This is a genomic window from Yersinia vastinensis (assembly GCF_902726565.1).
GTDB lineage: Bacteria > Pseudomonadota > Gammaproteobacteria > Enterobacterales > Enterobacteriaceae > Yersinia > Yersinia vastinensis.
In genome coordinates, this window is the sequence record NZ_CACVAF010000013.1 from 83,276 (window position 1) to 106,928 (window position 23,653).

Below are 23,653 nucleotides of genomic sequence, written 5' to 3' on the forward strand. Positions count from 1 at the left end.
GCGGCATCGGCTGAGTAAAAGGATATTGTATGCGTACTGAGTATTGTGGGCAGTTGAATCTGTCTCATGTGGGCCAAGAAGTGACTCTTTGTGGCTGGGTTAACCGTCGTCGTGACTTGGGTGGCCTGATTTTTATTGATATGCGCGATCGCGAAGGTATTGTTCAAGTATTCTTCGATCCGGACCATAAAGCGGCCTATGAGCAAGCTTCTGAGCTGCGTAATGAGTTCTGTATTCAGATTACCGGTACTGTGCGTGCGCGTCCTGACAGCCAAATCAATAAAGATATGTCTACCGGTGAAGTGGAAATCTTTGCCAACGCATTGAATATTATTAACCGTTCTGAGCCATTGCCGTTGGACTCTAATCAGACCAACAGCGAAGAGCAGCGCCTGAAATATCGCTATCTGGACTTGCGCCGTCCAGAAATGGCTGACCGCCTGAAGACCCGCGCTAAAATTACCAGCTTCGTACGCCGCTTTATGGACAGCCATGGTTTCTTGGATATTGAAACCCCAATGCTGACCAAAGCAACCCCTGAAGGTGCCCGCGACTATCTGGTGCCAAGCCGCGTACATAAAGGCAAATTCTATGCTTTGCCACAGTCACCACAGCTGTTCAAACAGTTGCTGATGATGTCAGGTTTTGACCGCTATTATCAAATTGTAAAATGCTTCCGTGATGAAGACTTGCGTGCTGACCGCCAGCCTGAATTTACTCAGATTGATGTGGAAACCTCTTTCATGACCGCCGATCAAGTGCGTGAAGTGATGGAGAAACTGGTCCGTGAGTTGTGGCAGGAAACCAAAGGTATTGACCTGGGTGATTTCCCGGTGATGACGTTTGCCGAAGCAATGCGTCGCTATGGTTCTGATAAGCCGGACTTGCGTAATCCACTGGAATTAGTGGATGTCGCGGATCTGGTTAAAGATGTTGAATTTAAAGTCTTCTCTGGCCCAGCGAATGATGCCAAAGGCCGTGTTGCGGCACTGCGTGTACCCGGTGGCGCTCAGGTAACTCGTAAGCAAATTGATGAATACACACAGTTTGTCAGCATCTATGGCGCGAAAGGCTTGGCATGGCTGAAAGTGAACGACCGTGCTGCGGGTGTTGAAGGCGTGCAAAGCCCGGTGGCGAAATTCCTCAGTGCAGACGTGCTGGACGCTATTCTGGTACGTACTCAGGCTGAAAGCGGCGATATTCTATTCTTTGGCGCAGATAGCGACAAAGTCGTGACTGACGCAATGGGCGCACTGCGTCTAAAAGTGGGCCGTGACCTGCAACTGACTCAGTTGGGGGCATGGGCACCATTGTGGGTTGTTGATTTCCCAATGTTTGAAGACGACAGTGAAGGTGGCTTGACCGCCATGCACCATCCGTTCACTGCGCCTAAAGATATGAGCCCGGAACAATTGGCTGCGGCACCAACTACCGCTATCGCCAATGCTTACGATATGGTCATTAATGGCTATGAAGTCGGTGGGGGTTCGGTACGTATTCACCGGACTGAAATGCAGCAGCAAGTCTTCGGTATTCTGGGTATCAATGAACATGAACAACGTGAGAAGTTTGGCTTCTTGCTCGATGCATTGAAATACGGCACCCCACCACACGCCGGCCTGGCTTTTGGCCTAGACCGCCTAGTGATGCTGCTGACCGGCACCGATAACATTCGTGATGTCATTGCCTTCCCGAAAACCACTGCTGCGGCTTGTCTGATGACTGATGCGCCAAGCTTTGCTAATCCTGCCTCACTGCAAGAGCTGTCTATCAGCGTCGTGGCGAAGAAAGGGGCAACAGATAGCGTGGAAGAAGAGAATCAGTAATGAACTATAAATGCCCCGAATCGATACTGGCGGTTATTTATGCCAGATCGAGTGGTCGGGTGCTGATGTTGCAACGGCGTGATGATCCTGATTTTTGGCAGTCGGTGACCGGCAGTCTGGAAGAGGGGGAAACCCCGTTGCAAACCGCGCAGCGCGAAGTAAAGGAAGAGGTCGGCATTGATATACTGGGTGAAAACCTTGAGTTGATCGACTGCCAACGCTGCGTGGAATTTGAAATATTTGTGCATTTTCGTCATCGCTATGCACCGGGAATTACGCGGAATAAAGAACATTGGTTCTGTTTGGCGTTACCTGAAGAGCGGGATGTGGTGATTACCGAACACCTTGCTTATCAGTGGTTAGATGCTGTGGAGGCCGCAGCATCGACCAAGTCCTGGAGTAATCAGCAAGCGATTGAAGAGTTTGTTATTTAATTCCCGTCTATCCCCAGAGTTATTGGAGTGACAAGTCGGTAGCAACCCATCAGGTTTCGATGATCTGACATGAGTAAGTGATTTGGGCGAATGTGGGTTGCTAACACTGCTGTGGCTTTAAGTACGAAGGGGATAATTAGGCTATTTTGGAGATACTTATTTATGGCAGGTCATAGTAAATGGGCCAACACAAAACACCGCAAAGCAGCGCAGGATGCCAAACGCGGTAAGATTTTCACTAAAATTATTCGTGAATTGGTTACCGCCGCACGTCTAGGTGGTGGTGATCCGGGTGCGAATCCACGTTTACGTGCAGCTATCGATAAAGCATTGTCGAATAACATGACGCGTGACACCCTGAACCGCGCAATTGCGCGTGGTGTCGGTGGTGACGAAGATAACAACATGGAAACGATCATTTACGAAGGCTATGGCCCAGGCGGTACTGCCGTGATGGTCGAATGTTTAAGTGATAACCGTAACCGTACCGTATCTGAAGTCCGCCATGCATTCACCAAAACAGGTGGCAATCTAGGAACGGATGGCTCAGTTTCTTATCTGTTCACCAAAAAAGGTGTCATTTCATATGCTCCGGGTTTGGAAGAAGATGCAGTGATGGACGCAGCATTAGAAGCAGGTGCAGATGATATTGTGGTCTATGACGACGGTGCTATTGACGTGTTCACTGCTTGGGAATCGCTGGGTGCCGTAAAAGATGCATTGGATGCCGCAGGGCTGGTGGCCGAGGGCGCTGAAGTCTCATTGATTCCATCAACCAAAGCAGACTTGGATGCTGAAACCGCACCAAAACTGTTACGTTTGATTGATATGCTGGAAGACTCTGATGATGTGCAAGAGGTTTACCACAATGGTGAAATCTCTGATGAAGTCGCAGCTACCCTGTAAATCATCATCCACTCATCCGACTCTTTACCGCTATCAGTCATCCTCTCTGGCCGCATTTGTGGCCAGAGCTTTTTATGTAAAAAGGTAAATAAGCTGGTATGGCGATCGTATTAGGCATCGATCCCGGTTCTCGTGTCACCGGTTATGGCGTGATTCGCCAGCAAGGTCGTCAGCTCACCTATCTGGGCAGCGGCTGTATTCGCACTGTTGTTGACGATATGCCTACTCGCCTGAAGTTAATATATGCAGGCGTGACTGAAATCATCACCCAATTTCAGCCCGACTTTTTTGCCATTGAACAAGTGTTTATGGCGAAAAATCCAGACTCGGCATTAAAACTGGGGCAGGCACGTGGCGCGGCGATTGTGGCTGCGGTAAATCTAAATCTGCCGGTTTCCGAATATGCCGCCCGTCAGGTCAAACAGACGGTCGTTGGTACTGGCGCGGCTGAAAAAAGTCAGGTTCAGCACATGGTCCGTTCGCTGCTGAAACTGCCAGCAAACCCACAGGCGGATGCCGCTGATGCCTTGGCAATTGCGATTACCCACTGCCATCTTAGCCAAAACACGGTGCGACTGGGTGATAGCCAATTGGTGATGGCCCGTGGTCGTTTGCGCTAATATTGTGCAACGGTGCGCAAAGACAGTATAAAGGTAGGCCAATCACTGAGGCTGGATATCCATCCAGCTTTTTTTATGCTATAAACAGCCATGTTTGATAAGCGATAACATCATTTATAAGCAAGGAGAGAGTTAACGTGATAGGGCGCCTCAGAGGTATTATTCTGGAAAAACAGCCGCCGCTGGTGCTGCTGGAAACAAACGGCGTTGGCTATGAAGTTCAACTGCCAATGACGTGCTTTTATGAGCTGCCAGATCTGGGGCAAGAAGCCATTATTTTCACCCAGTTTGTGGTGCGCGAAGATGCTCAACTGCTGTATGGATTTAATGATAAGCAGGAGCGAGCGTTATTTCGCGAGCTGATCAAAGTGAATGGTGTGGGGCCGAAATTGGCATTAGCCATTCTCTCTGGTATGTCGGCACAACAATTTGTGGCTGCGGTTGAACGAGAAGACATTACCACGCTGGTGAAATTACCCGGTGTCGGCAAGAAAACTGCGGAGCGGTTGGTGGTCGAAATGAAAGACCGCTTTAAAGGTCTTAATGGTGATTTGTTCAATAATACTGGTGATATCCAGTTGCCGGCCAGTGCATCGCAAAACTCTGATGCAGATATCGAAGCTGAAGCTGTTTCTGCGCTAGTGGCTTTAGGTTATAAACCACAAGAAGCCAGCCGTTTAGTTAGCAAAATAGCAAAACCGGGTGCAGATTGTGAAACCCTAATTCGTGATGCCCTGCGCGCCGCGTTGTAGAACTTATAGGGGCTAAGGATGATTGAAGCAGACCGCCTGATCTCTGCGGGTGTTATCAGTGATGAAGAGAGTATTGACCGGGCTATCCGCCCTAAACTGTTGGCAGAATATGTCGGGCAGCCTCACGTCCGTGAGCAAATGGAAATCTTCATTCAGGCGGCTAAACAGCGTGGTGATGCGCTTGACCATGTATTGATCTTTGGTCCGCCGGGGCTGGGTAAAACCACATTGGCGAATATTGTTGCCAATGAGATGGGGGTAAATCTGCGGACAACCTCTGGCCCAGTGCTGGAAAAAGCGGGTGATTTAGCGGCGATGCTCACTAATTTGGAGCCTCACGATGTCTTATTTATTGATGAGATTCACCGTTTATCTCCTGTGGTAGAAGAAATACTTTACCCGGCGATGGAAGACTATCAACTGGATATCATGATTGGTGAAGGCCCGGCTGCCCGTTCAATTAAATTAGATTTACCGCCATTCACTCTGATTGGCGCGACGACGCGAGCAGGATCGCTGACCTCTCCATTACGCGATCGATTTGGCATTGTGCAGCGGCTCGAGTTTTATCAAGTAGCCGATTTAGAACATATCGTTTCGCGTAGTGCTAAGTGTTTGGGGTTGGACTTAACCCCGGAAGGAGCACACCAATTGGCACGTCGCTCAAGGGGAACCCCTCGAATCACCAACCGGTTGCTACGGCGTGTGCGTGATTTTGCTGAAGTTAGGGCTGATGGTGCGATTAACGGTGATGTCGCGATGAAAGCGCTGGATATGTTGAATGTCGACGCTGAAGGGTTTGATTTTATGGACCGTAAGCTTTTGCTGGCTGTTATTGACAAATTTATGGGTGGTCCGGTGGGGCTAGATAATCTGGCCGCCGCTATTGGCGAAGAGCGAGAAACCATAGAGGATGTCTTGGAACCGTATTTAATCCAGCAAGGTTTTATTCAGCGAACCCCTCGTGGGCGTATTGCCACCAACCATGCGTATAAACATTTTGGTATCACTCGTGAAGAGTAAGCCTTGTCGACGTAGGGCTGAGACAGTCTCAGCCCTGAGGGTGACTATTTTCAGACTGTAACTTTCTCGGCGATCGGAGTATTAATCATTCGATTGAGCCATGGGATCAGTAGTGCCATAACCACCGCAATAACCAGTGTAACGATGCCTATTTTGCCAAATACATCGGTATAAATAGGTAGTGTCTCCAGTGGATCCGTTATCCCCTCCGGTGTCGCTGTAAAGGTCGCAACATAACCGCCAATCAGAAATGATGCTGCTTGTGTCAGGAACCACATCCCCAGAATAAAGCCCATCAAATATTGTGGAACCAGAGCTGCAACCATGGCGAGGCCCAATGCACTGATCATCAACTCTCCTAAACTCTGGAATAAGTAAACCAGGACAATAAACCAAGGTGAGGTCAGACCTTGCGCATCAGCAAACCACATTCCGGCAGCGGCGGCGGTCAGGAATCCCAGTGAACATAAAAACATCCCTAACGTAAATTTTGCCGGCATGGACAGATCGCGATCTTTACTGCCTAATCGAGTATAAATTGAGGCTAAAATCGGGCTGGCGACCACCACCCAGAAAGGGTTCAGCGCTTGGAAGCTAACGGGGTTAATATTAAATCCAAGAATCTCATGATGAACATTATTAATAGCGAAGAAGTTCAGTGAGGTGGGCATCTGCGCATACAAAACATAAAAAACGATAGCTTCAATCATCAAAATAAAAGCCACGAACATTTTATTACGACCAAGTTGATCCTGTTTTAATGCTTCTTTAAAGAAGATGCATACCACAACCAGTGATAAGACGATCAGCACCAGATTGGCAATGATGACATGGTTCATCAACCAAGCGCAGACGCATATCATCACTACTGTCCCGGCTAACACTAATAACAGATTCCGCCAATTTAAGGGTTTTGCATCTGGCTCAGAACCAATATCACGCACCATATGGCGGCAGCAGAAGTAAACCAAGAGAGCAAAAATCAAACCAACACCACATAAATAATAGGTGATGGTGTAACCGAAGCGTTCAGCGATAACCGGTGCCAATGACAACGACAACAGAGAACCAATATTGATCGACATATAAAACAGCGTAAAGGCCCCATCTAGTCGCGGGTCTTTAGGCGGATAACATTTTGAGAGTAGGCTCGCAGGATTGGCTTTAAATAAACCATTCCCCACGGCGATAGTGCCTAGTGCGAAGAAAATCAGATTGGGTTGATACAATGATAGGCCGGTGGCGAAATACCCAATAGCCAACACCACAGCACCTAGCACCATGGTGCGTTTGGTCCCTAAGAGATGGTCACCCACGTACCCACCAATGGAGATCAAACCGTAAACTAGCGCGGCAAAAGCGCCAAAAGTAACGAATGCCTGTTCCTGTGAGAAACCTAATTGCTTGACGAAGAAAACAGCAAGAATACCTTGAACACCGTAATAACCGAATCTCTCCCACAACTCGACAAAAAAGATCATAAAGAACGGTTTGGGCTGCTGAAGTAAACCCGTTGGGGTGGTTCTATCCATGATTGGTCGCCTCTGCACAATAGTTATTCTACGAAAATGAGGAGCGTACAAGGCCTATGCAGAGACGTAGATGTATCTGCATAATCATTATAATGCTCATGGTATTGAGTGTTATGCAGGGTATTACACTGCATATGCATTGTATTTGTGGTTGATCACACTAATTAAAATATAAAAATCAGAATTGATGCTTATTGGCGAGAGTAAATAATATGGTGTGAAGAATACTAATGGGGAGAGAGGAGAACTGGGGTTTATCAATATAAACCCCATCGATGAATAAATTATCCGCGCGCTTTCTGTGACAGGCTAAGTACAAACATGGCGGCAGCACAAAGCACCACCGAAGGCCCAGCAGGAGTATCATACAAAGCGGAGAAGGTTAGCCCTCCTGTCACGGCAATAATGCCAATACCGATGGCGATACCTGCCATTTGCTCAGGTGTCCGGGCAAAACGGCGCGCGGCTGCGGCAGGGATTATCAACAATGAAGTAATAATGAGTGCACCAACAAATTTCATCGATAACCCAATTGTTAATGCGGTTACCAGCATCAACAGCATTCTGACTCGCTCCAGATTAACCCCATCCACGTGGGCCAGTTCCGGGCTAATCGTCATTGATAGCAGTGCTCGCCATTGCCAACACAACACCCCAAGAACTACAACTACGCCTGCGGCAATCAGCCAGATGTCACTCAGTGTTACGGAAAGCAGGTCGCCAAACAGATAGGCCATTAAATCAACCCGCACATTGTGCATCAGGCTAACGACCACCAAACCCAGTGATAATGCACTGTGAGCCATAATTCCCAATAACGTATCGACAGCCAGTTGTGGCCGACGCTCCAACCACACCAAAATCAGCGCCAATACCATGGTCATCACAATCACGGCATAGAATGGATTGATATTGAGCAGTAAACCAAACGCAACGCCTAGTAAAGAAGCGTGCGCCAAAGTATCGCCAAAATAGGACATCCGACGCCAGACGACAAAAGACCCCAATGGGCCAGCCGCCGTTGCTAACAACACTCCTGCTAGCCAGCCTGGCAGTAATAATTCAATCATGCGTCACGACTCCCGCTGTTCTTCAAAATAATCTTCCCGTGTAAATCATGACGATGATTATGGTGATGACGATAAACAGCTAACTGTTCAGCTCCGCGATTGCCAAACATGGCGATAAATTCAGGGTGAGTTGAAACCACTTCAGGTGCGCCGGAACAGCAAATATGTTGGTTAAGGCACAATACTTCATCCGTTTTTGCCATCACCAAATGCAAGTCATGGGAGACCATCAAAACAGCGCATCCCAACTCTTTACGCAATTGTTCAATTAAGTCATATAGCGCTAATTGCCCATTAACATCAACACCTTGCGTTGGTTCATCCAATACTAATAATTGCGGGCGATTAAGTAAGGCACGGGCCAGCAATACTCGTTGGTTTTCGCCACCAGACAATTTCTGCATGGGCTGGTCCAATAAATGAGCAGCATGCACCCGCTTTAGCGCTGGCAGAATATCCGCTTTTTTGACGCCAGGTTTCAACCGCATAAAACGACTTACGGTCAGTGGCAAAGTAGCATCCAAATGAAGTTTTTGCGGGACATAGCCAATGCGTAGGCCAGGTTCTCGAATCAGCGTGCCACTGGTGGGGGCGATAAGCCCGAGCACCACGCGAACCAATGTTGATTTACCTGCACCATTTGGCCCAAGCAGAGTGAGAATTCTTCCCGGACGCAGAGAAAGGGAAATATCATTTAGTACCCGTCGACTACCAAAAGTGACGGATATCTTATTTAAAGAGACCAATGTGGACATGATGATTACGTTTGCAGAACCGAGTGAATGTTATAATATTACGCTTTACCCATCAAAACGTCGAGAATTCGTATTATGTTACATAAAAATAAATGGCTAAAGCGGGCAATGTTGGTCAGCGCAATTTTGGTCGCTAACCCATTTAATATTGCCTCTGCGGCGGTCGTTACTTCAGTGCGTCCGTTGGGTTTTATTGCTTCAGCTATCGCTGATGGGGTGCTGCCAACTGAAGTTTTACTGCCCGATGGTGCATCTCCGCACGATTATGCGCTACGTCCATCAGATGTCCAGCGGTTACGCAGTGCTGAACTGGTTATTTGGGTCGGCCCTGAAATGGAAGCATTTTTATCAAAGCCATTAACACAAGTTGCTGATAATAAAAAGATAGCATTAGCACAGCTTCCTTCTGTTACGCCTTTATTGATGAAAGGTGATGAACATGAAGAAGATGAAGGGGAAGAAGCAGGGCATGACCATGATCATGCTAAAGATAATCACAGTGATGAGCACCATCATGGCGAATATAATATGCATATTTGGTTGTCCCCAACCATAGCCAAACAATCTGCAATCGCTATTCACGATAGATTATTGGAACTTATGCCACAAAATAAGGACAAACTAGATGCAAACCTGCGCCGATTCGAGGATCAACTAGCGCAAAATGAAAAAAATATTGCTACTATGCTAAGGCCTGCCCAAGGTAAGGGATATTTCGTTTTTCATGATGCCTATGGCTACTTTGAGAAACATTTTGGCTTAAGTCCGTTGGGGCATTTTACAGTCAATCCCGAAATTCAGCCTGGTGCGCAGCGTTTACATCAAATTCGAACACAGTTGGTTGAGCACAAAGCGGTATGCGTTTTTGCTGAGCCACAATTCAGGCCGGCCGTCATTAGTGCTGTCGCCAAAGGAACCGACGTGCGTTCAGGCACCTTGGATCCCTTGGGGAGTGGCATAGTATTAGGCAAGGACAGCTATGTGAACTTTATGTCTCAGTTGTCTAACCAATACGTGAGCTGCCTGAAGTAAGATTAAAAGGATACTCATAAGTGCAGCAGATAGTCCGAACTATCACATTGGCGTATAACAATCTCCCTCGACCCCACCGCATCATGTTGGGGTCGTTGACTGTAATGACACTGGCCGTCGCTGTTTGGCGGCCTTTTGTTTATCATCCAGAGCATGAACCTGTCGCCAAAAGCGTAGTATTAGATAACAGCCAATCCCGTATTTTATTACCTGAAGCCAGTGAACCAATTGATCAGCCAACTCCTGATGATGAAATCCCGCAAGATGAATTAGATGCCAAAGATGTCAGTGAACCTGGTGTCCATGAATATGTTGTCTCAACTGGGGATACCCTGAGCAGCATCCTGACTCAATATGGTATCGACATCTCGGATGTATCTTTATTAGCGAATCAAAACCGTGATTTGCGTAATCTGAAAATTGGGCAACAAATCTCATGGACCGTCAATGACACCGGCGATTTGCAGCGCTTAACATGGGAAGTTTCTCGTCGCGAAACCCGCACTTATGATCGCGTTGGTAATAGTTTCAAAGAAACAAAAGAGCTGCAAAAAGGTGAGTGGAGTAATTCGGTTCTAACCGGCCGGCTTGATGGCAGCTTTGTAAGCAGCGCTAAAAAAGCGGGCTTAACCAATTCTGAAATTCGCGCAGTGACCAAAGCATTACAATGGCAGTTAGATTTTTCCAAATTGCGCAAAGGTGATCAGTTCTCGGTGTTGATGTCGCGTGAGATATTGGACGGGCGCAGTGAACAAAGCCAACTGGTTGGTGTTCGTATGCGATCTGGCGGCAAAGATTACTATGCTATCCGTGCTGATGACGGTAAGTTTTATGATCGTCAAGGTTCTGGTTTGGCGCGTGGCTTCTTACGTTTCCCAACGATAAAACAGTTCCGTGTCTCGTCTAACTTCAACCCCCGTCGTCTTAACCCGGTCACAGGGCGTATTGCCCCACACAAAGGTGTCGATTTCTCTATGCCTGTAGGGACGCCAGTGTTGGCTGTCGGTGATGGAGAAGTTGTTATCGCCAAGCGCAGTGGGGCCGCTGGTAACTATGTTGCTATCCGTCATGGTCGTCAATACACCACACGTTATATGCATTTGAAAAAGCTACTGGTCAAGCCTGGGCAAAAAGTTAAACGTGGCGATCGTATTGCATTGTCTGGCAACACGGGGCGTTCTACTGGCCCGCATCTGCACTATGAATTCTGGATGAACCAACAAGCAGTCAATCCACTGACGGCCAAATTGCCGCGTTCGGAAGGGTTAACCGGCAAAGATCGCAGCGAATATCTGGCTATCGCCAAGCAGGTCATTCCTCAGTTGCAGTTGGATTAACTATTACCCGGTCGCCATTTCTACCGGATTAAGTATCTCGGAACCGCCAGTCGTTAAACACTGGCGGTTCAGTTTCAGTCAGATAGGCTATATATCTTTGCGGGCTTGAATTTCAAATAATCGTTTTTCTAACTGATTATTTTTCTCTAAGATTGTCTGCAAAAAATGTCATCTGCAATTATTATTAGCCCACTGCCAATTCTAAGAGTTTCCCCATGCAAAAAGAGAAAAACGACGCTGCTGGCTTTATTCCGGTATTCAAAAAATCTTTCCTACACCCTCGGTTTTGGGGCGTATGGCTAGGAACCGGAGCAATGGCAGCCATGGCTTATGTTCCCCCCAAATTCCGTGACCCGTTATTAGCTGGAATTGGTCGTTTTGCGGGGAAATTTGCCAAAAGTGCCCGTCGTCGTGCCCGGATTAATCTTCTCTATTGTATGCCAGAACTACCAGAGGCAGAGCGCGAGCATATTATCGATCAAATGTTTGCCACTGCGGCGCAACCTTTAATGATGATGGCGGAACTGTGTTTTCGTGATCCGAAGAAAGTGTTAACTCGTGTTCATTGGCATGGGCTAGATATTCTGGACCAGCTCCAACAGCAAGAGCGTAATGTTATTTTGTTAGTGCCACATGCCTGGTCAATAGATATTCCGGCCATGTTATTAGCCGAGCAAGGTAAGCCTGTGGCAGGGATGTTCCATCATCAGCGTAATCCATTGGTCGATTATTTATGGAACAGTGCGCGGTTGCGATTTGGTGGGCGTATCCACGCACGCGACAGCGGTATTAAGCCCTTTATCAGTTCAGTGCGTCAGGGGTTCTGGGGCTATTATTTACCCGATGAGGACTATGGCCCTGAGCAAAGTGAGTTTGTTGATTTCTTTGCTACCTACAAGGCAACATTGCCGGCCGTGGGGCGGTTAATGAAAGTCTGTCGCGCGGCTATCGTACCTATGTTCCCAGTTTATAATTATCGCGAGCATCGCCTCGATATTTATATTCGTCCGCCAATGGATGATTTAGCTGATGCCGATGATGCTTATATTGCCCGTCGTATGAATGAAGAAGTTGAGATACTGGTAAAACCTAATCCAGAGCAATATACATGGATTCTTAAACTTCTAAAAACGCGCAAAGAGGGTGAATTAGAGCCTTATGTTCGTAAAGACCTCTAATTTAGAATTGAATATAAAAAAGCCCGCTGTTAATTAGCGGGCTTTTTACTTCTGGTTGATTAACGGTTAATCAAAGCCAATAGTGGCTTAAAACAGATTAGTCGACACGGACGATACGGCTGGTATTTGTTGTACCAATAGTTCCCATTACGTCGCCTTGAGTCACGATAACCAAGTCACCAGACACCAAGAAGCCTTTATCTTTCAGGCGATTGACTGCTTCATTAGCAGCCAGTACGCCATCAGTATGAGTATCACAATAAACCGGGGTCACACCGCGATAAATAGCCGTCAGGTTTAGCGTATGGTCGTGGCGTGACATCGCAAAAATTGGCAAGCCAGAACTGATACGGGACATCATCAGCGCAGTGCGGCCTGATTCCGTCATCGCGATAATTGCCGTGATACCTTTGAGGTGGTTGGCCGCATACATCGTCGACATGGCAATGGCTTCTTCGACATTATCGAATTGCACATCAAGACGGTGTTTTGACACATTGATGCTTGGGATTTTTTCAGCACCCAGACAAACCCGGGCCATGGCTGCCACCGTTTCTGCCGGATACTGCCCAGCAGCGGTCTCTGCCGACAACATCACGGCGTCAGTACCATCTAGCACGGCGTTAGCTACGTCCATGACTTCTGCACGAGTTGGCATCGGGTTGGTTATCATCGATTCCATCATCTGGGTCGCAGTGATAACGGCACGGTTAAGCTGACGAGCGCGGCGAATCAGTTTTTTCTGAATACCGACTAACTCAGGATCACCAATCTCAACACCCAGATCACCACGAGCTACCATCACGACATCCGAGGCCAGAATGATGTCATCCATGGCTTCATCGGTTGCGACCGCTTCAGCGCGTTCAACTTTTGCCACAATTTGAGCATTGCAGCCTGCATCACGGGCCAAACGACGCGCGTAATGCAAATCTTCACCAGTCCGTGGGAAAGAGACGGCCAAGAAATCCACACCGATTTCAGCGGCGGTAATGATGTCGGCTTTGTCTTTTTCCGTCAAAGCTTCGGCTGACAGGCCACCACCCAATTTGTTAATGCCTTTATTATTGGAGAGCGGGCCACCGACAGTAACTTCGGTGAACACTTTCATACCCCGAACTTCGATCACTTTTAGTTGTACGCGACCATCGTCCAGTAACAAGATATCGCCGGGCACCACATCTGCTGGCAGGCCTTTGTAATCGATGCCAACTTTGTCTTTATCGCCTTCACCTTTTGCCATGTTGGCATCAAGCAGGAATTTATCATGTATGTTAAGGAAAACCTTGCCTTCCTTAAAAGTAGATACCCGGATCTTCGGACCCTGCAAATCGCCAAGAATAGCTACGTGGCGCCCCAATTTGGCAGCAATGACACGGACTTTTTCGGCCCGCAACTTATGATCTTCAGCGCTACCATGGGAAAAATTCAGGCGGACTACGTTAGCGCCCGCAGCAATAATCTTTTCCAGATTATTGTCGCGGTCAGTAGCCGGCCCCAGTGTAGTAACAATCTTGGTCCTTCTGAGCCGTCTGGACATCTCTTACTCCGTTGACTGATGAAGCATGGTGTTGTTAAAACAGCGGATAATAAATCCGATAGTAAAATGTAATTAAGCTACAAATTTTACGACGACATGCTCATGCCACTGGGTTTTGTCAAAAACATCCCTTTAATAAAATCCTGCATTATCAAAAGATATCCTCATCAAAAACAGTATCTAGCATGTTATCCGCTTGCGGATGTAAAACGATTAATGAATCAAATGGCCCTGTTCGAAGACCGCTTATCCATTAATGACAACATTACAAAAGCGAGCTATTTACCACTTATCGACTCAAAGAGTATTCGAGCCATTAAGAACGTTATTTTTCAATAGTACGTCAAATTTTCATGACAGAAGATGCGCTAACACAAAACAAAGCGACTTCTGGCACTGATTGCATTTACTTTTTGATACAATTCGTTGTCTAGCACTATTCGCCACTGTTGACCTGTGGTGAGCTCTTATCGAAACGAGATTCTTTCAGTGCGTCTTTGACTCGCTTCAGGTTGTCCCTAAATTTTGCCCCTCGACGAAGGGTAAAGCCGGTTGCCAAGACATCAACCAATGTTAATTGCGCAATGCGCGACACCATCGGCATATACACATCGGTGTCTTCTGGCACATCCAACAACAGAGATAATGTTGCTTCATCGGCCAGTGGCGTATCGCGTGAGGTGATGGCAATCACTGTGGCATCGTTTTCACGGGCCAGGTGGGCCAGCTCGACCAAACTTTTCGTCCGACCAGTGTGGGATATCAATACCACGACATCACCTTCACTAGAATTCATACAGCTCATTCGTTGCATAACGATGTCATCGAAATAAATCACCGGGATATTGAAACGGAAGAATTTATTCATTGCATCATGAGCAACGGCAGCTGAGGCACCTAAACCAAAGAATGAAATTTTCTTTGCTTGAGTCAACAAATCCACAGCACGATTAATTGCGGCAATATCTAAATTGTTCTTCACCATATCCAGACTTGCCATGGTCGATTCAAAAATTTTCCCCGTGTAAGCGCCTACACTATCATCCTCTTCAACATTTCGGTTCACATAAGGTGTGCCATTAGCCAGACTTTGTGCCAAATGAAGTTTAAAATCGGGGAAACCTTTGGTGTCTAATCGACGGCAAAAACGGTTTACCGTGGGTTCGCTGACATTCGCCATTTTAGCGAGTGTAGCGATACTGGAGTGAATGGCAGTTTGTGGGGAGGCGAGGATCACCTCGGCGACTTTCCTTTCCGATTTGCTCAGGAGGTCCAGATTATTTTGGATATTTTCCAGCGTATTCATATAACGAGAGTCACCCATGGGTTTTACCGATTTCATTTAAAGGAGAAATCTATGCCGGTTTAATGAAAATATACTACGTGCTGGGACCCGTTGGCAGTGGCATCTGGTTGGAAGTCACATTTTTTCACCAGAATATGACCTGTGTCTAATTTTCATAATGGTAAATAGTTGTCAAAAACGTCATAAAATTACATTTCAAAGTTGCGCGGCCTGATTTGACGCGGCCTGCGGTTCTATTGAGTGTTATTTCGCCTTTTTTGGTCCACTTTTATCCGGGTTTACTGGCTATAGTCAAAGAGAGTACATTAGTAATGTAAGAAAATTACAAATATCCTGCAACGAGGAGAATAACATGGCGGTAACTAATACAGCCCAGGCAGCCCAGGCGTGTGATCTGGTGATTTTCGGCGCTAAGGGAGACTTGGCTCGCCGTAAACTGCTGCCTTCCCTTTACCAATTAGAGAAAGCGGGTCACATCCACCCTGATACTCGGATTATCGGCGTAGGCCGTGCCGATTGGGATAAAGACGCGTACACAGCCGTGGTAAAGGAAGCCCTCGATACCTTTATGAAAGAGAAGCTGGATGACGAACTGTGGCAAAAGCTCAGTTCTCGTCTCGACTTCTGTAATTTAGATGTCAATGACAGCAAGCATTTTGCCAAGTTGGGCAAGATGTTGGATCAAAAAAATCGCACCACTATTAACTACTTCGCTATGCCGCCGGATACCTTTGGGGCTATTTGCAAAGGGTTGGGTGAGGCCGGCTTGAATAAAGAACCAAGCCGCGTCGTGATGGAAAAGCCGCTGGGGAAAGATTTGGCGTCTTCACGGGTGATTAACGATCAAGTCGCTGAATATTTTAATGAGTGTCAGGTTTATCGTATCGACCACTATTTGGGTAAAGAGACGGTATTGAACCTGTTGGCACTGCGTTTCGCTAACTCACTGTTTGCTTCCAATTGGGACAATCGCACCATTGATCATGTACAGATCACGGTGGCTGAAGAAGTGGGAATTGAAGGGCGCTGGGGGTATTTTGATCAGGCCGGCCAAATGCGGGATATGATCCAAAACCATTTGCTGCAAATCCTGACCATGATTGCAATGTCACCGCCAGCCGATTTGAGCACCGACCGCATCCGTGATGAGAAAGTGAAAGTGTTGCGCTCGCTGCGTCGTATCGATCACACCAATGTGCGCGAAACCACGGTGCGTGGTCAGTACACTGCCGGATTTGTTCAAGGCAACAAAGTCCCTGGCTATCTGGAAGAGGAAGGAGCGAACAAAAGCAGCAACACCGAGACCTTCGTTTCTATCCGCGTAGATATTGATGACTGGCGTTGGGCTGGTGTGCCGTTCTATCTGAGAACCGGTAAACGTCTGCCAAGCAAATGCTCTGAAGTGGTGGTGTATTTTAAAAATCCGGCACTGAATCTGTTCCGTGAATCCTATCAGCAACTGCCACAAAACAAGTTGACCATCCGTCTGCAACCAGATGAAGGCATCGAAATTGAAGTGCTGAATAAAGTCCCAGGTCTGGAGCACAAGCACCGTTTACAAACCACGAAGCTTGATTTGAGTTTCTCCGAAACCTTTAACGAGCAGCATATTGCTGATGCCTATGAGCGTCTGCTACTGGAAACCATGCGAGGTATTCAGGCACTGTTTGTACGTCGTGATGAGGTTGAAGAGGCCTGGAAGTGGGTTGACTCCATTATGAATGCATGGGCTGCTGATAATGAAGCGCCAAAACCTTATCAAGCAGGGACATGGGGGCCGGTGGCATCCGTTGCCATGATCACCCGTGATGGCCGTTCTTGGAACGAGTTCGAATAGATATAGATAATGTTGTCAACGCCATCAGAAATATTCTGGTGGCGTATCTTCGCCAGGGAAATTGGCGCGTAGCCAAGGGCAGGAGGCCCCATCTATTTTACGCAAATAATAAAAAGAGCCGTTGGCTGGCTCGATTCTAATTCTTTATGGCTGGTGGAAAGCCCCACTGGACATATTTCAACTGACACCTTCGGGTGAGTACATGCCGATCGGCATAAGTGGAGATACAACTGATGAAAAGCTGGAAAACGAGCGCAGAACAGATCATGACCGCAGGCCCTGTTGTCCCGGTGATTGTGATTAACAAGCTCGAGCAAGCGGTACCGCTGGCAAAGGCCTTAGTGGCTGGTGGTGTTCGGGTGCTGGAAGTGACGTTGCGCACCCCTTGTGCTGTTGAGGCTATCCGCGCTATCGCTAAAGAAGTGCCTGAGGCGATTATTGGTGCTGGCACCGTGCTTAATCCACAGCAATTGGCTGAGGTTGTTGAAGCTGGTGCACAATTTGCCATTAGCCCAGGATTGACTGATGAGTTGCTAAAAGCCGCAACCGAAGGCTCTATCCCGTTGATCCCAGGGATCAGTACCGTTTCAGAACTGATGCTTGGCATGAGCTATGGCCTGCGTGAGTTTAAATTCTTCCCTGCAGAGGCTAATGGCGGTGTGAAAGCGTTACAAGCTATTGGTGGTCCATTCTCACAAGTGCGCTTCTGCCCAACAGGGGGTATTACGCCTAGTAACTACCGTGATTACCTCGCGCTGAAAAGCGTTTTATGTATCGGCGGCTCTTGGTTGGTTCCTGCTGATGCGCTGGAAAAAGGTGACTACGCTCGCATTACTGAATTAGCGAAACAAGCTGTCGCGGGTGCTACAGCATAAGCAGTGCCAACTCCCTGAACTGATGGGAGATTCGCAAATTTGTTCGTAATATAAAACCTCTGCAATGCAGGGGTTTTGTTTTTAGAGAATGACTAACTTATTATTTTTTAATCTCTTTTTCTAAACTATTTGTCAAATAGATGGTTTGCTTTCTAAAATTGACTGTGGTAAAAATACAGCAGTTAATTATTCTAACTTTATGAGGATTTTAGGCGTATCACACTAGGTTTAGCAAACATGTATGTGGCTAAAGCCGGTGTGGCTAAAAAAAAGAGAGATATTATGATTAAAATTAATGGAATTACTGTCACTCACTCTACATGCCTACTCTTCCTGTCAGCCATTCTGGCCAGTGAGCATCACTGGTGCAGCGAGCTATAGCGTCTTTCTTCTCCCGTTTTAAGCATACCTGTCATATTTCAAGCTGCATATGCGTTGGCTGCGTTCAATAACCGGACAACTTACTCATGTAAGTTCATCGGGATTGTCTTCCTTGCCGCCTTGCTGTTACTCGAAATATTTAAGGTAAGAGTTTATACGCCAAGTGAGTTTCTATTTCTTACGGTCTGTGCGTGCCCTTTGTCTTCGACATCACAGGGGTGTTCGCTACGTTCACTTATCCGAATCACTTACCAGAGTCAGCTCATCGGGATAAGTTCGCTTGCTGCTTACCTGCAACGGTATATATCAAGTGAATTAGAAACCGTAACAAATAGACCTTAGCGTGCGTTTTACCCGTCATCTTTTAAATTGTAGGTGTGTTAGCTACGGTGGTTCACCCGAATGACTGACTTGTATAAGCTCATCGGCATCACCTTCCTACACCTTAAAAGCCATCGGGTATAGGGATGTTAGGAGTAGAATCATGATTTATTGGATATTTTTAGGTTTAGCGATCATTGCTGAAATTATTGGCACCTTATCAATGAAATACGCGAGCGTCAGCGGGGAAATGGCCGGGCATATCGTGATGTACGTTATGATAACCGGTTCATACATTTTGCTTGCTCTAGCTGTTAAAAAAGTGGCTTTGGGGGTTGCGTATGCATTGTGGGAAGGGATTGGGATCCTGATTATTACTGTTTTCAGTGTGCTGTGGTTTGATGAAAGTCTATCACCGCTGAAAATTGCCGGTTTAGTGACTTTGGTCGGCGGCATCATGTTGGTGAAATCAGGTACTCGTAAGCCGAAGAAGCCGGGCAGTGGCAAGATGACCGGAAAGTCAGGTGAGCATCATGCAACAGCTTGAGTTCTATCATATTGCCTTTCTGATATTGGCCGTCGTTCTAGAAATTATCGCTAATATTTTGCTGAAGATGTCAGACGGTTTTCGCCGCGTATGGCTGGGTATTTTGTCGTTGCTGTCAGTATTAGGGGCATTCAGCGCTTTAGCACAAGCAGTCAAAGGCATTGAGTTATCCGTAGCCTATGCCCTATGGGGTGGGTTTGGTATTGCCGCTACTGTGGCAGCCGGTTGGATTTTATTCAACCAACGGCTGAATTATAAAGGCTGGATTGGTCTGATCTTGTTACTGGCGGGGATGGTGATGATCAAACTGTCCTGATGCCCTTCGTCTTTGGTACAACACCAGTGACGTAGGTATAAACAGTATTCAGCACATCAAATTAAGGGTAGCCCAATGGCTACCCTTATCATTTATGGCCACAAACTATTACAATGCGGCAATGATTTTGATTTCGACTTTATAGTCTGGATTCATCAATTTGGCCTCGACTGTGCAGCGCACCGGGGCGCTACCATCGACAACCCAAGCATCCCAAGCGGCATTCATTTCGGCGAAGTCAGCCTTATCGGCTAGAAATATCGTGGCATCCAGAATACGACTTTTATCGGAGCCGAGTTGATTCAACATCATATCGATAGCAGCAAGTGCGTTGGCTGTTTGCGCTGTGGCGCCGGCATCCAGATTTTCGGGCACACTGGTGTAGTAGATTGTGTTGTTAAATACGACTGCGTCTGACCAACGTTTTTCCGGATTAATTCGCTCAATACTCATTTTCACTCCCTTGTGTGAATGTCAATGTCAGTTTCATTGCTAGAGTAGCATAGCTTGTGATGAGAATGTGTGGTCGCGGGCCGTCAGGCTTGGCATAATCACCGCTGATTTCACTCGGAAGAGAAAGCGTGACAGACGATTTTGCAACAGACGGCGCACTAGCACAGGCCATTACAGGTTTTAATCCTCGCGAATCCCAGCGCCAGATGGCGGCGGCCATCAGTGAATCTATTGATGCCAAACAGCAATTGGTGGTAGAGGCAGGAACGGGGACAGGCAAAACATTTGCTTATTTGGCACCTGCGTTACGGGCTGATTGCAAAGTCATTATCTCCACGGGCTCTAAGGCATTACAGGATCAACTTTATTCCCGGGATCTCCCCACTGTTGCAACCGCTTTAAAGTACAAAGGGAAGCTGGCTTTACTCAAAGGCCGCTCAAATTACCTCTGTCTGGAGCGACTTGAACAGCAGTCATTGGCGGGGGGAGAATTGGCGAGTGAGACATTGGTTGATTTGGTTCGCCTGCGAGGTTGGTCAGCAGAAACCGTTGATGGTGATATCAGCACTTGTGGTCAGGTTGCAGAAGACAGTTTTGTCTGGCCGCTGGTGACCAGTACCAATGATAATTGTCTGGGCAGTGATTGCCCGTTGTACAAAGATTGTTTCGTGGTTAAAGCGCGTCGTAAGGCGATGGATGCGGATATTGTGGTGGTAAACCATCATCTGTTTCTTGCCGATATGGTGGTGAAAGAGAGTGGATTCGCTGAATTAATCCCCACCGCTGACGTGATGATTTTCGATGAAGCCCATCAGATTCCAGATATTGCCAGTCAATATTTCGGCCAGCAACTGACCAGCAGACAACTGATGGATCTGGCGAAAGACATCATTATTGCTTATCGCACCGAAGTGCGTGACGCCGCACAGCTACAAAAAAGTGCTGACCGGCTGACACAAAGCACGCAAGACTTTCGTTTGGTGCTTGGCGACCCCGGTTACCGCGGCAATTTACGCGATGTTATGGAGCAGCCGGCCATTCAGCGCGCATTGCTATTGCTCGATGATGCGCTGGAGTTATGTTACGACGTGATGAAACTCTCACTGGGACGATCAGCCATGCTGGACGCCGCTTTTGAGCGAGCGACAGTGTACCGTAATCGTCTCAAGCGGTTGAAAGATGTCAACACGCCGGGTTACAGCTACTGGTATGAGTGTAATTCACGCCATTTTGTTCTGGCTCTCACGCCGCTTTCTGTTTCTGACCGTTTCCGTGAATTAATCGAAGAAAAACCAGGAACTTGGATTTTCACGTCGGCCACACTCTCTGTGAATGACCAATTGTCGCACTTCACCACACGGCTGGGGCTGACCAACGCCAAGACGCTGCTGTTACCCAGCCCATTTGACTACGCTAATCAGGCATTGCTGTGTGTACCGCGTAATTTGCCTTCGGCAAATGAGCCGGGGGCAGCACGCAAATTAGCGGTCATGCTAAAGCCTTTGATTGATGCGAATAAAGGGCGCTGTTTCTTCCTGTGTACTTCACACCAGATGATGCGTGGCTTGGCGGAGGAGTTCCGCGCCAGCATGACATTGCCGGTGTTGGTACAAGGGGAAACCAGCAAAGGGCAATTACTGACACAGTTTGTGGCGGCAGGGAATGCGCTATTGGTGGCAACCAGCAGTTTCTGGGAAGGGGTAGACGTACGGGGTGATGCACTCTCTTGTGTCATTATCGATAAACTGCCGTTTACCTCGCCTGATGATCCTTTATTGAAAGCACGAATCGAAGATTGCCGTCTGCGCGGTGGTGATCCCTTCAATGATGTGCAATTACCGGATGCCGTCATTACCCTGAAGCAAGGTGTGGGCCGATTAATTCGCGATATTGATGATCGCGGTGTTCTAGTGATTTGTGATAATCGGCTAGTGATGCGCCCTTATGGGGCGATGTTCCTCAATAGTTTACCGCCAGCACCACGAACTCGCGACTTGGCGAAAGCCATCGCTTTTCTCAAGCAGCGCGATTGAGGGAAAAGCGAGGAGGGGTGTGCTATCATGCGCGCCCTGTGTTGAATTCATACTCTTTTCCTGCCGAGGTTGGCATGTCCACGCGAATTTTAGCGATCGATACCGCAACAGAAGCTTGTTCTGTCGCACTCTGGAATAACGGCGACGTTCAGGCGTTGTTTGAACTGTGCCCACGGGAACACACCCAACGAATATTGCCGATGGTACAGCAAATATTGTCGGAGTCTGGCCTGTCCCTACAACAACTCGATGCCTTAGCTTTTGGTCGAGGCCCAGGCAGCTTTACCGGTGTGCGCATTGGTATTGGTATTGGTCAGGGGCTAGCATTAGGTGCCGACTTACCGATGATTGGTGTTTCTACTTTGCAGACCATGGCGCAGGGGGCATTTCGCCTGACTGGCGCTCAACGCGTGTTGGCTGCCATTGATGCGCGTATGGGGGAAGTCTATTGGGGCGAGTTTGAGCGTGATGCGCAAGGACACTGGTTTGGCGAGGCTACCGAGGCAGTTATGACCCCGGCACAAGTGCTACAGCATGCCCAGTCATTGAGTGGTCAATGGGCAACCGTGGGAACGGGTTGGCAGACTTATCCCGACATGATCAATGGCAGCAATGTGGTGCTGGCTGATGGACACGTTATTTTGCCGCAAGCCGAAGATATGTTGCCATTGGCTTTATCATCATGGGACAGCGGGCAGGTTGTCAGTGTAGAAAATGCCGAGCCAGTTTACTTACGTAATGAAGTGACATGGAAAAAACTGCCCGGACGCTAGAACTTAGCAACTTGTTATCTGGTTTAGCGTCTAAAATATCAGGATAGCGAAAAAGAAATAATAAGGGGTAGCAAGCAATGGTAATCACTCAATCTAGACAGAGCAGAAGTCGTGGATGGATGTGTTGTTGGCTGGGCTTGGGCGTTTTGCTACTTTCTGGCTGTGTCACGATCCCGCCAGCTATTCAGGGAACAACGGCGACACCGCAGCAAAATTTGGCGTTGGTCAGAACCTCTCCACAGGTATTTGTCGGTCAGGAGGCGCGCTTTGGTGGCACGGTCATTAATGTCACTAACGAGCAGCAACGTACTCGGCTGGAGATAGCCAGTGTACCTTTGGATTCTGGAGCGAGGCCTATTTTGGGTGAACCTTCACAGGGGCGAGTTATTGCTTATGTGAATGGTTTTCTTGAACCAGTTGATTTCCGAGGGCATCTGGTTACCGTGGTCGGCCCCATTACTGGAGTTGAAGCGGGCAAGATTGGGATGACGCCGTATGACTTTGTCGTGATGAATGCGACAGGCTACAAGCGCTGGAATCTGGCTCAACAAGTGATGATGCCACCTGCCATGGGGCCTTGGGGTTACCGTAGCCCCGGAATGTGGGGGCCAGGATGGGGTGGCTGGTATAATCCAGGCCCGGCACCAATACAAACAATTGTTACGGAGTAGCGAGTCGGTGGCATAGTGGGCACGTAATTAAGAGAAGGGCGCTGAATTCAGCGCCTTTTTTGTGCACAGAAAACCTCCAGCTAGGCTGGAGGTTCCGTAAAGCTTTCAGCTTTGAATCAGTTATAAAAACCCCTT

Annotated in this window: 22 protein-coding genes; 16 read left to right on the plus strand and 6 right to left on the minus strand. The window is 47.7% G+C overall.

Features of this window, described 5'->3' with window-relative positions; all coding sequences use genetic code 11:
• The first annotated feature begins 29 nt into the window (after nucleotides 1–29).
• From aspS to ruvB, 6 genes are all read left to right on the plus strand, one after another.
• Complete coding sequence (aspS, locus tag HUZ92_RS17580) at nucleotides 30–1,826, plus strand: aspartate--tRNA ligase (protein WP_050101145.1); 1,797 nt, start codon at nucleotides 30–32, stop codon at nucleotides 1,824–1,826.
• A complete protein-coding gene (nudB, locus tag HUZ92_RS17585; protein ID WP_050101146.1) occupies nucleotides 1,826–2,260 on the plus strand; it encodes a dihydroneopterin triphosphate diphosphatase in 435 nt (144 codons plus the stop codon). The genes aspS and nudB overlap by 1 nt, the downstream gene beginning before the upstream one ends.
• 162 nt (nucleotides 2,261–2,422) lie before the next feature.
• A complete protein-coding gene (locus tag HUZ92_RS17590) occupies nucleotides 2,423–3,166 on the plus strand; it encodes a YebC/PmpR family DNA-binding transcriptional regulator (protein ID WP_050101147.1) in 744 nt (247 codons plus the stop codon).
• 98 nt (nucleotides 3,167–3,264) lie between these two features.
• Entirely contained in the window at nucleotides 3,265–3,786 is a 522-nt protein-coding gene (gene ruvC, locus HUZ92_RS17595) for a crossover junction endodeoxyribonuclease RuvC (protein ID WP_050101148.1), read from the plus strand.
• A 137-nt stretch (nucleotides 3,787–3,923) separates the two neighbouring features.
• Complete coding sequence (ruvA, locus tag HUZ92_RS17600) at nucleotides 3,924–4,538, plus strand: Holliday junction branch migration protein RuvA (protein ID WP_050101149.1); 615 nt, start codon at nucleotides 3,924–3,926, stop codon at nucleotides 4,536–4,538.
• Nucleotides 4,539–4,556: 18 nt separating this feature from the next.
• Nucleotides 4,557–5,561 (plus strand): Holliday junction branch migration DNA helicase RuvB, encoded by a 1,005-nt coding sequence (gene ruvB / locus HUZ92_RS17605; RefSeq protein ID WP_050101150.1) that lies wholly within the window; start codon nucleotides 4,557–4,559, stop codon nucleotides 5,559–5,561.
• 50 nt (nucleotides 5,562–5,611) lie between these two features.
• Here ruvB and dtpB read toward each other — a convergent pair whose 3' ends face one another.
• The 3 genes from dtpB to znuC all read right to left on the minus strand — a co-directional run bounded on the left by dtpB (nucleotide 5,612) and on the right by znuC (nucleotide 8,918).
• The gene (dtpB, locus tag HUZ92_RS17610; RefSeq protein ID WP_128450976.1) at nucleotides 5,612–7,093 is read right to left on the minus strand and encodes a dipeptide/tripeptide permease DtpB; all 1,482 of its coding nucleotides are present in this window, start codon (nucleotides 7,091–7,093) and stop codon (nucleotides 5,612–5,614) included.
• 284 nt (nucleotides 7,094–7,377) lie between these two features.
• Nucleotides 7,378–8,163, minus strand: a complete 786-nt coding sequence (gene znuB / locus HUZ92_RS17615) for a zinc ABC transporter permease subunit ZnuB (RefSeq protein WP_050101152.1) — start codon at nucleotides 8,161–8,163, stop codon at nucleotides 7,378–7,380.
• Nucleotides 8,160–8,918, minus strand: a complete 759-nt coding sequence (gene znuC, locus HUZ92_RS17620; protein WP_050101153.1) for a zinc ABC transporter ATP-binding protein ZnuC — start codon at nucleotides 8,916–8,918, stop codon at nucleotides 8,160–8,162. Before znuC ends, znuB begins: the two co-directional genes overlap by 4 nt.
• A 75-nt stretch (nucleotides 8,919–8,993) precedes the next feature.
• Between znuC and znuA the strand changes: the two genes are divergently transcribed.
• The 3 genes from znuA (at nucleotide 8,994) to lpxM (ending at nucleotide 12,465) form a co-directional block, all read left to right on the plus strand.
• The gene (gene znuA / locus HUZ92_RS17625; RefSeq protein WP_050101154.1) at nucleotides 8,994–9,950 is read left to right on the plus strand and encodes a zinc ABC transporter substrate-binding protein ZnuA; all 957 of its coding nucleotides are present in this window, start codon (nucleotides 8,994–8,996) and stop codon (nucleotides 9,948–9,950) included.
• Nucleotides 9,951–9,970: 20 nt separating this feature from the next.
• Complete coding sequence (gene mepM, locus HUZ92_RS17630; protein ID WP_050101155.1) at nucleotides 9,971–11,287, plus strand: murein DD-endopeptidase MepM; 1,317 nt, start codon at nucleotides 9,971–9,973, stop codon at nucleotides 11,285–11,287.
• A gap of 215 nt (nucleotides 11,288–11,502) precedes the next feature.
• Nucleotides 11,503–12,465, plus strand: a complete 963-nt coding sequence (lpxM, locus tag HUZ92_RS17635; RefSeq protein WP_050101156.1) for a lauroyl-Kdo(2)-lipid IV(A) myristoyltransferase — start codon at nucleotides 11,503–11,505, stop codon at nucleotides 12,463–12,465.
• Between the two features lie 97 nt (nucleotides 12,466–12,562).
• Here lpxM and pyk read toward each other — a convergent pair whose 3' ends face one another.
• Both pyk and HUZ92_RS17645 read right to left on the minus strand, forming a co-directional pair.
• Nucleotides 12,563–14,005: a pyruvate kinase gene (gene pyk / locus HUZ92_RS17640; protein ID WP_145579567.1), complete on the minus strand. Its 1,443-nt coding sequence runs from the start codon at nucleotides 14,003–14,005 to the stop codon at nucleotides 12,563–12,565.
• Nucleotides 14,006–14,441: 436 nt separating this feature from the next.
• Nucleotides 14,442–15,311, minus strand: coding sequence for a MurR/RpiR family transcriptional regulator (locus HUZ92_RS17645; RefSeq protein ID WP_050101266.1), 870 nt, complete (start codon nucleotides 15,309–15,311; stop codon nucleotides 14,442–14,444).
• 352 nt (nucleotides 15,312–15,663) lie between these two features.
• Between HUZ92_RS17645 and zwf the strand changes: the two genes are divergently transcribed.
• From zwf to mdtI, 4 genes are all read left to right on the plus strand, one after another.
• Complete coding sequence (gene zwf / locus HUZ92_RS17650) at nucleotides 15,664–17,148, plus strand: glucose-6-phosphate dehydrogenase (protein WP_050101158.1); 1,485 nt, start codon at nucleotides 15,664–15,666, stop codon at nucleotides 17,146–17,148.
• Nucleotides 17,149–17,381: 233 nt separating this feature from the next.
• Nucleotides 17,382–18,023: a bifunctional 4-hydroxy-2-oxoglutarate aldolase/2-dehydro-3-deoxy-phosphogluconate aldolase gene (locus tag HUZ92_RS17655; protein WP_050101159.1), complete on the plus strand. Its 642-nt coding sequence runs from the start codon at nucleotides 17,382–17,384 to the stop codon at nucleotides 18,021–18,023.
• Nucleotides 18,024–18,888: 865 nt separating this feature from the next.
• On the plus strand, nucleotides 18,889–19,272 hold the full coding sequence (gene mdtJ / locus HUZ92_RS17660; RefSeq protein ID WP_050101160.1) for a multidrug/spermidine efflux SMR transporter subunit MdtJ: 384 nt from the start codon (nucleotides 18,889–18,891) through the stop codon (nucleotides 19,270–19,272).
• Nucleotides 19,259–19,588, plus strand: a complete 330-nt coding sequence (mdtI, locus tag HUZ92_RS17665) for a multidrug/spermidine efflux SMR transporter subunit MdtI (protein WP_050101161.1) — start codon at nucleotides 19,259–19,261, stop codon at nucleotides 19,586–19,588. The genes mdtJ and mdtI overlap by 14 nt, the downstream gene beginning before the upstream one ends.
• A gap of 108 nt (nucleotides 19,589–19,696) precedes the next feature.
• On the opposite strand, the gene HUZ92_RS17670 is transcribed toward mdtI, so the two are convergent.
• Nucleotides 19,697–20,041, minus strand: a complete 345-nt coding sequence (locus tag HUZ92_RS17670; RefSeq protein WP_050101162.1) for a RidA family protein — start codon at nucleotides 20,039–20,041, stop codon at nucleotides 19,697–19,699.
• A gap of 128 nt (nucleotides 20,042–20,169) precedes the next feature.
• On the opposite strand from HUZ92_RS17670, the gene HUZ92_RS17675 reads away from it, so the two are divergent.
• The 3 genes from HUZ92_RS17675 (at nucleotide 20,170) to HUZ92_RS17685 (ending at nucleotide 23,518) form a co-directional block, all read left to right on the plus strand.
• Complete coding sequence (locus tag HUZ92_RS17675; protein ID WP_128450974.1) at nucleotides 20,170–22,074, plus strand: ATP-dependent DNA helicase; 1,905 nt, start codon at nucleotides 20,170–20,172, stop codon at nucleotides 22,072–22,074.
• Between the two features lie 74 nt (nucleotides 22,075–22,148).
• On the plus strand, nucleotides 22,149–22,847 hold the full coding sequence (gene tsaB / locus HUZ92_RS17680; RefSeq protein ID WP_050140650.1) for a tRNA (adenosine(37)-N6)-threonylcarbamoyltransferase complex dimerization subunit type 1 TsaB: 699 nt from the start codon (nucleotides 22,149–22,151) through the stop codon (nucleotides 22,845–22,847).
• Nucleotides 22,848–22,924: 77 nt separating this feature from the next.
• Entirely contained in the window at nucleotides 22,925–23,518 is a 594-nt protein-coding gene (locus HUZ92_RS17685; RefSeq protein WP_050101164.1) for a Slp family lipoprotein, read from the plus strand.
• The last annotated feature ends 135 nt before the right edge of the window (nucleotides 23,519–23,653 follow it).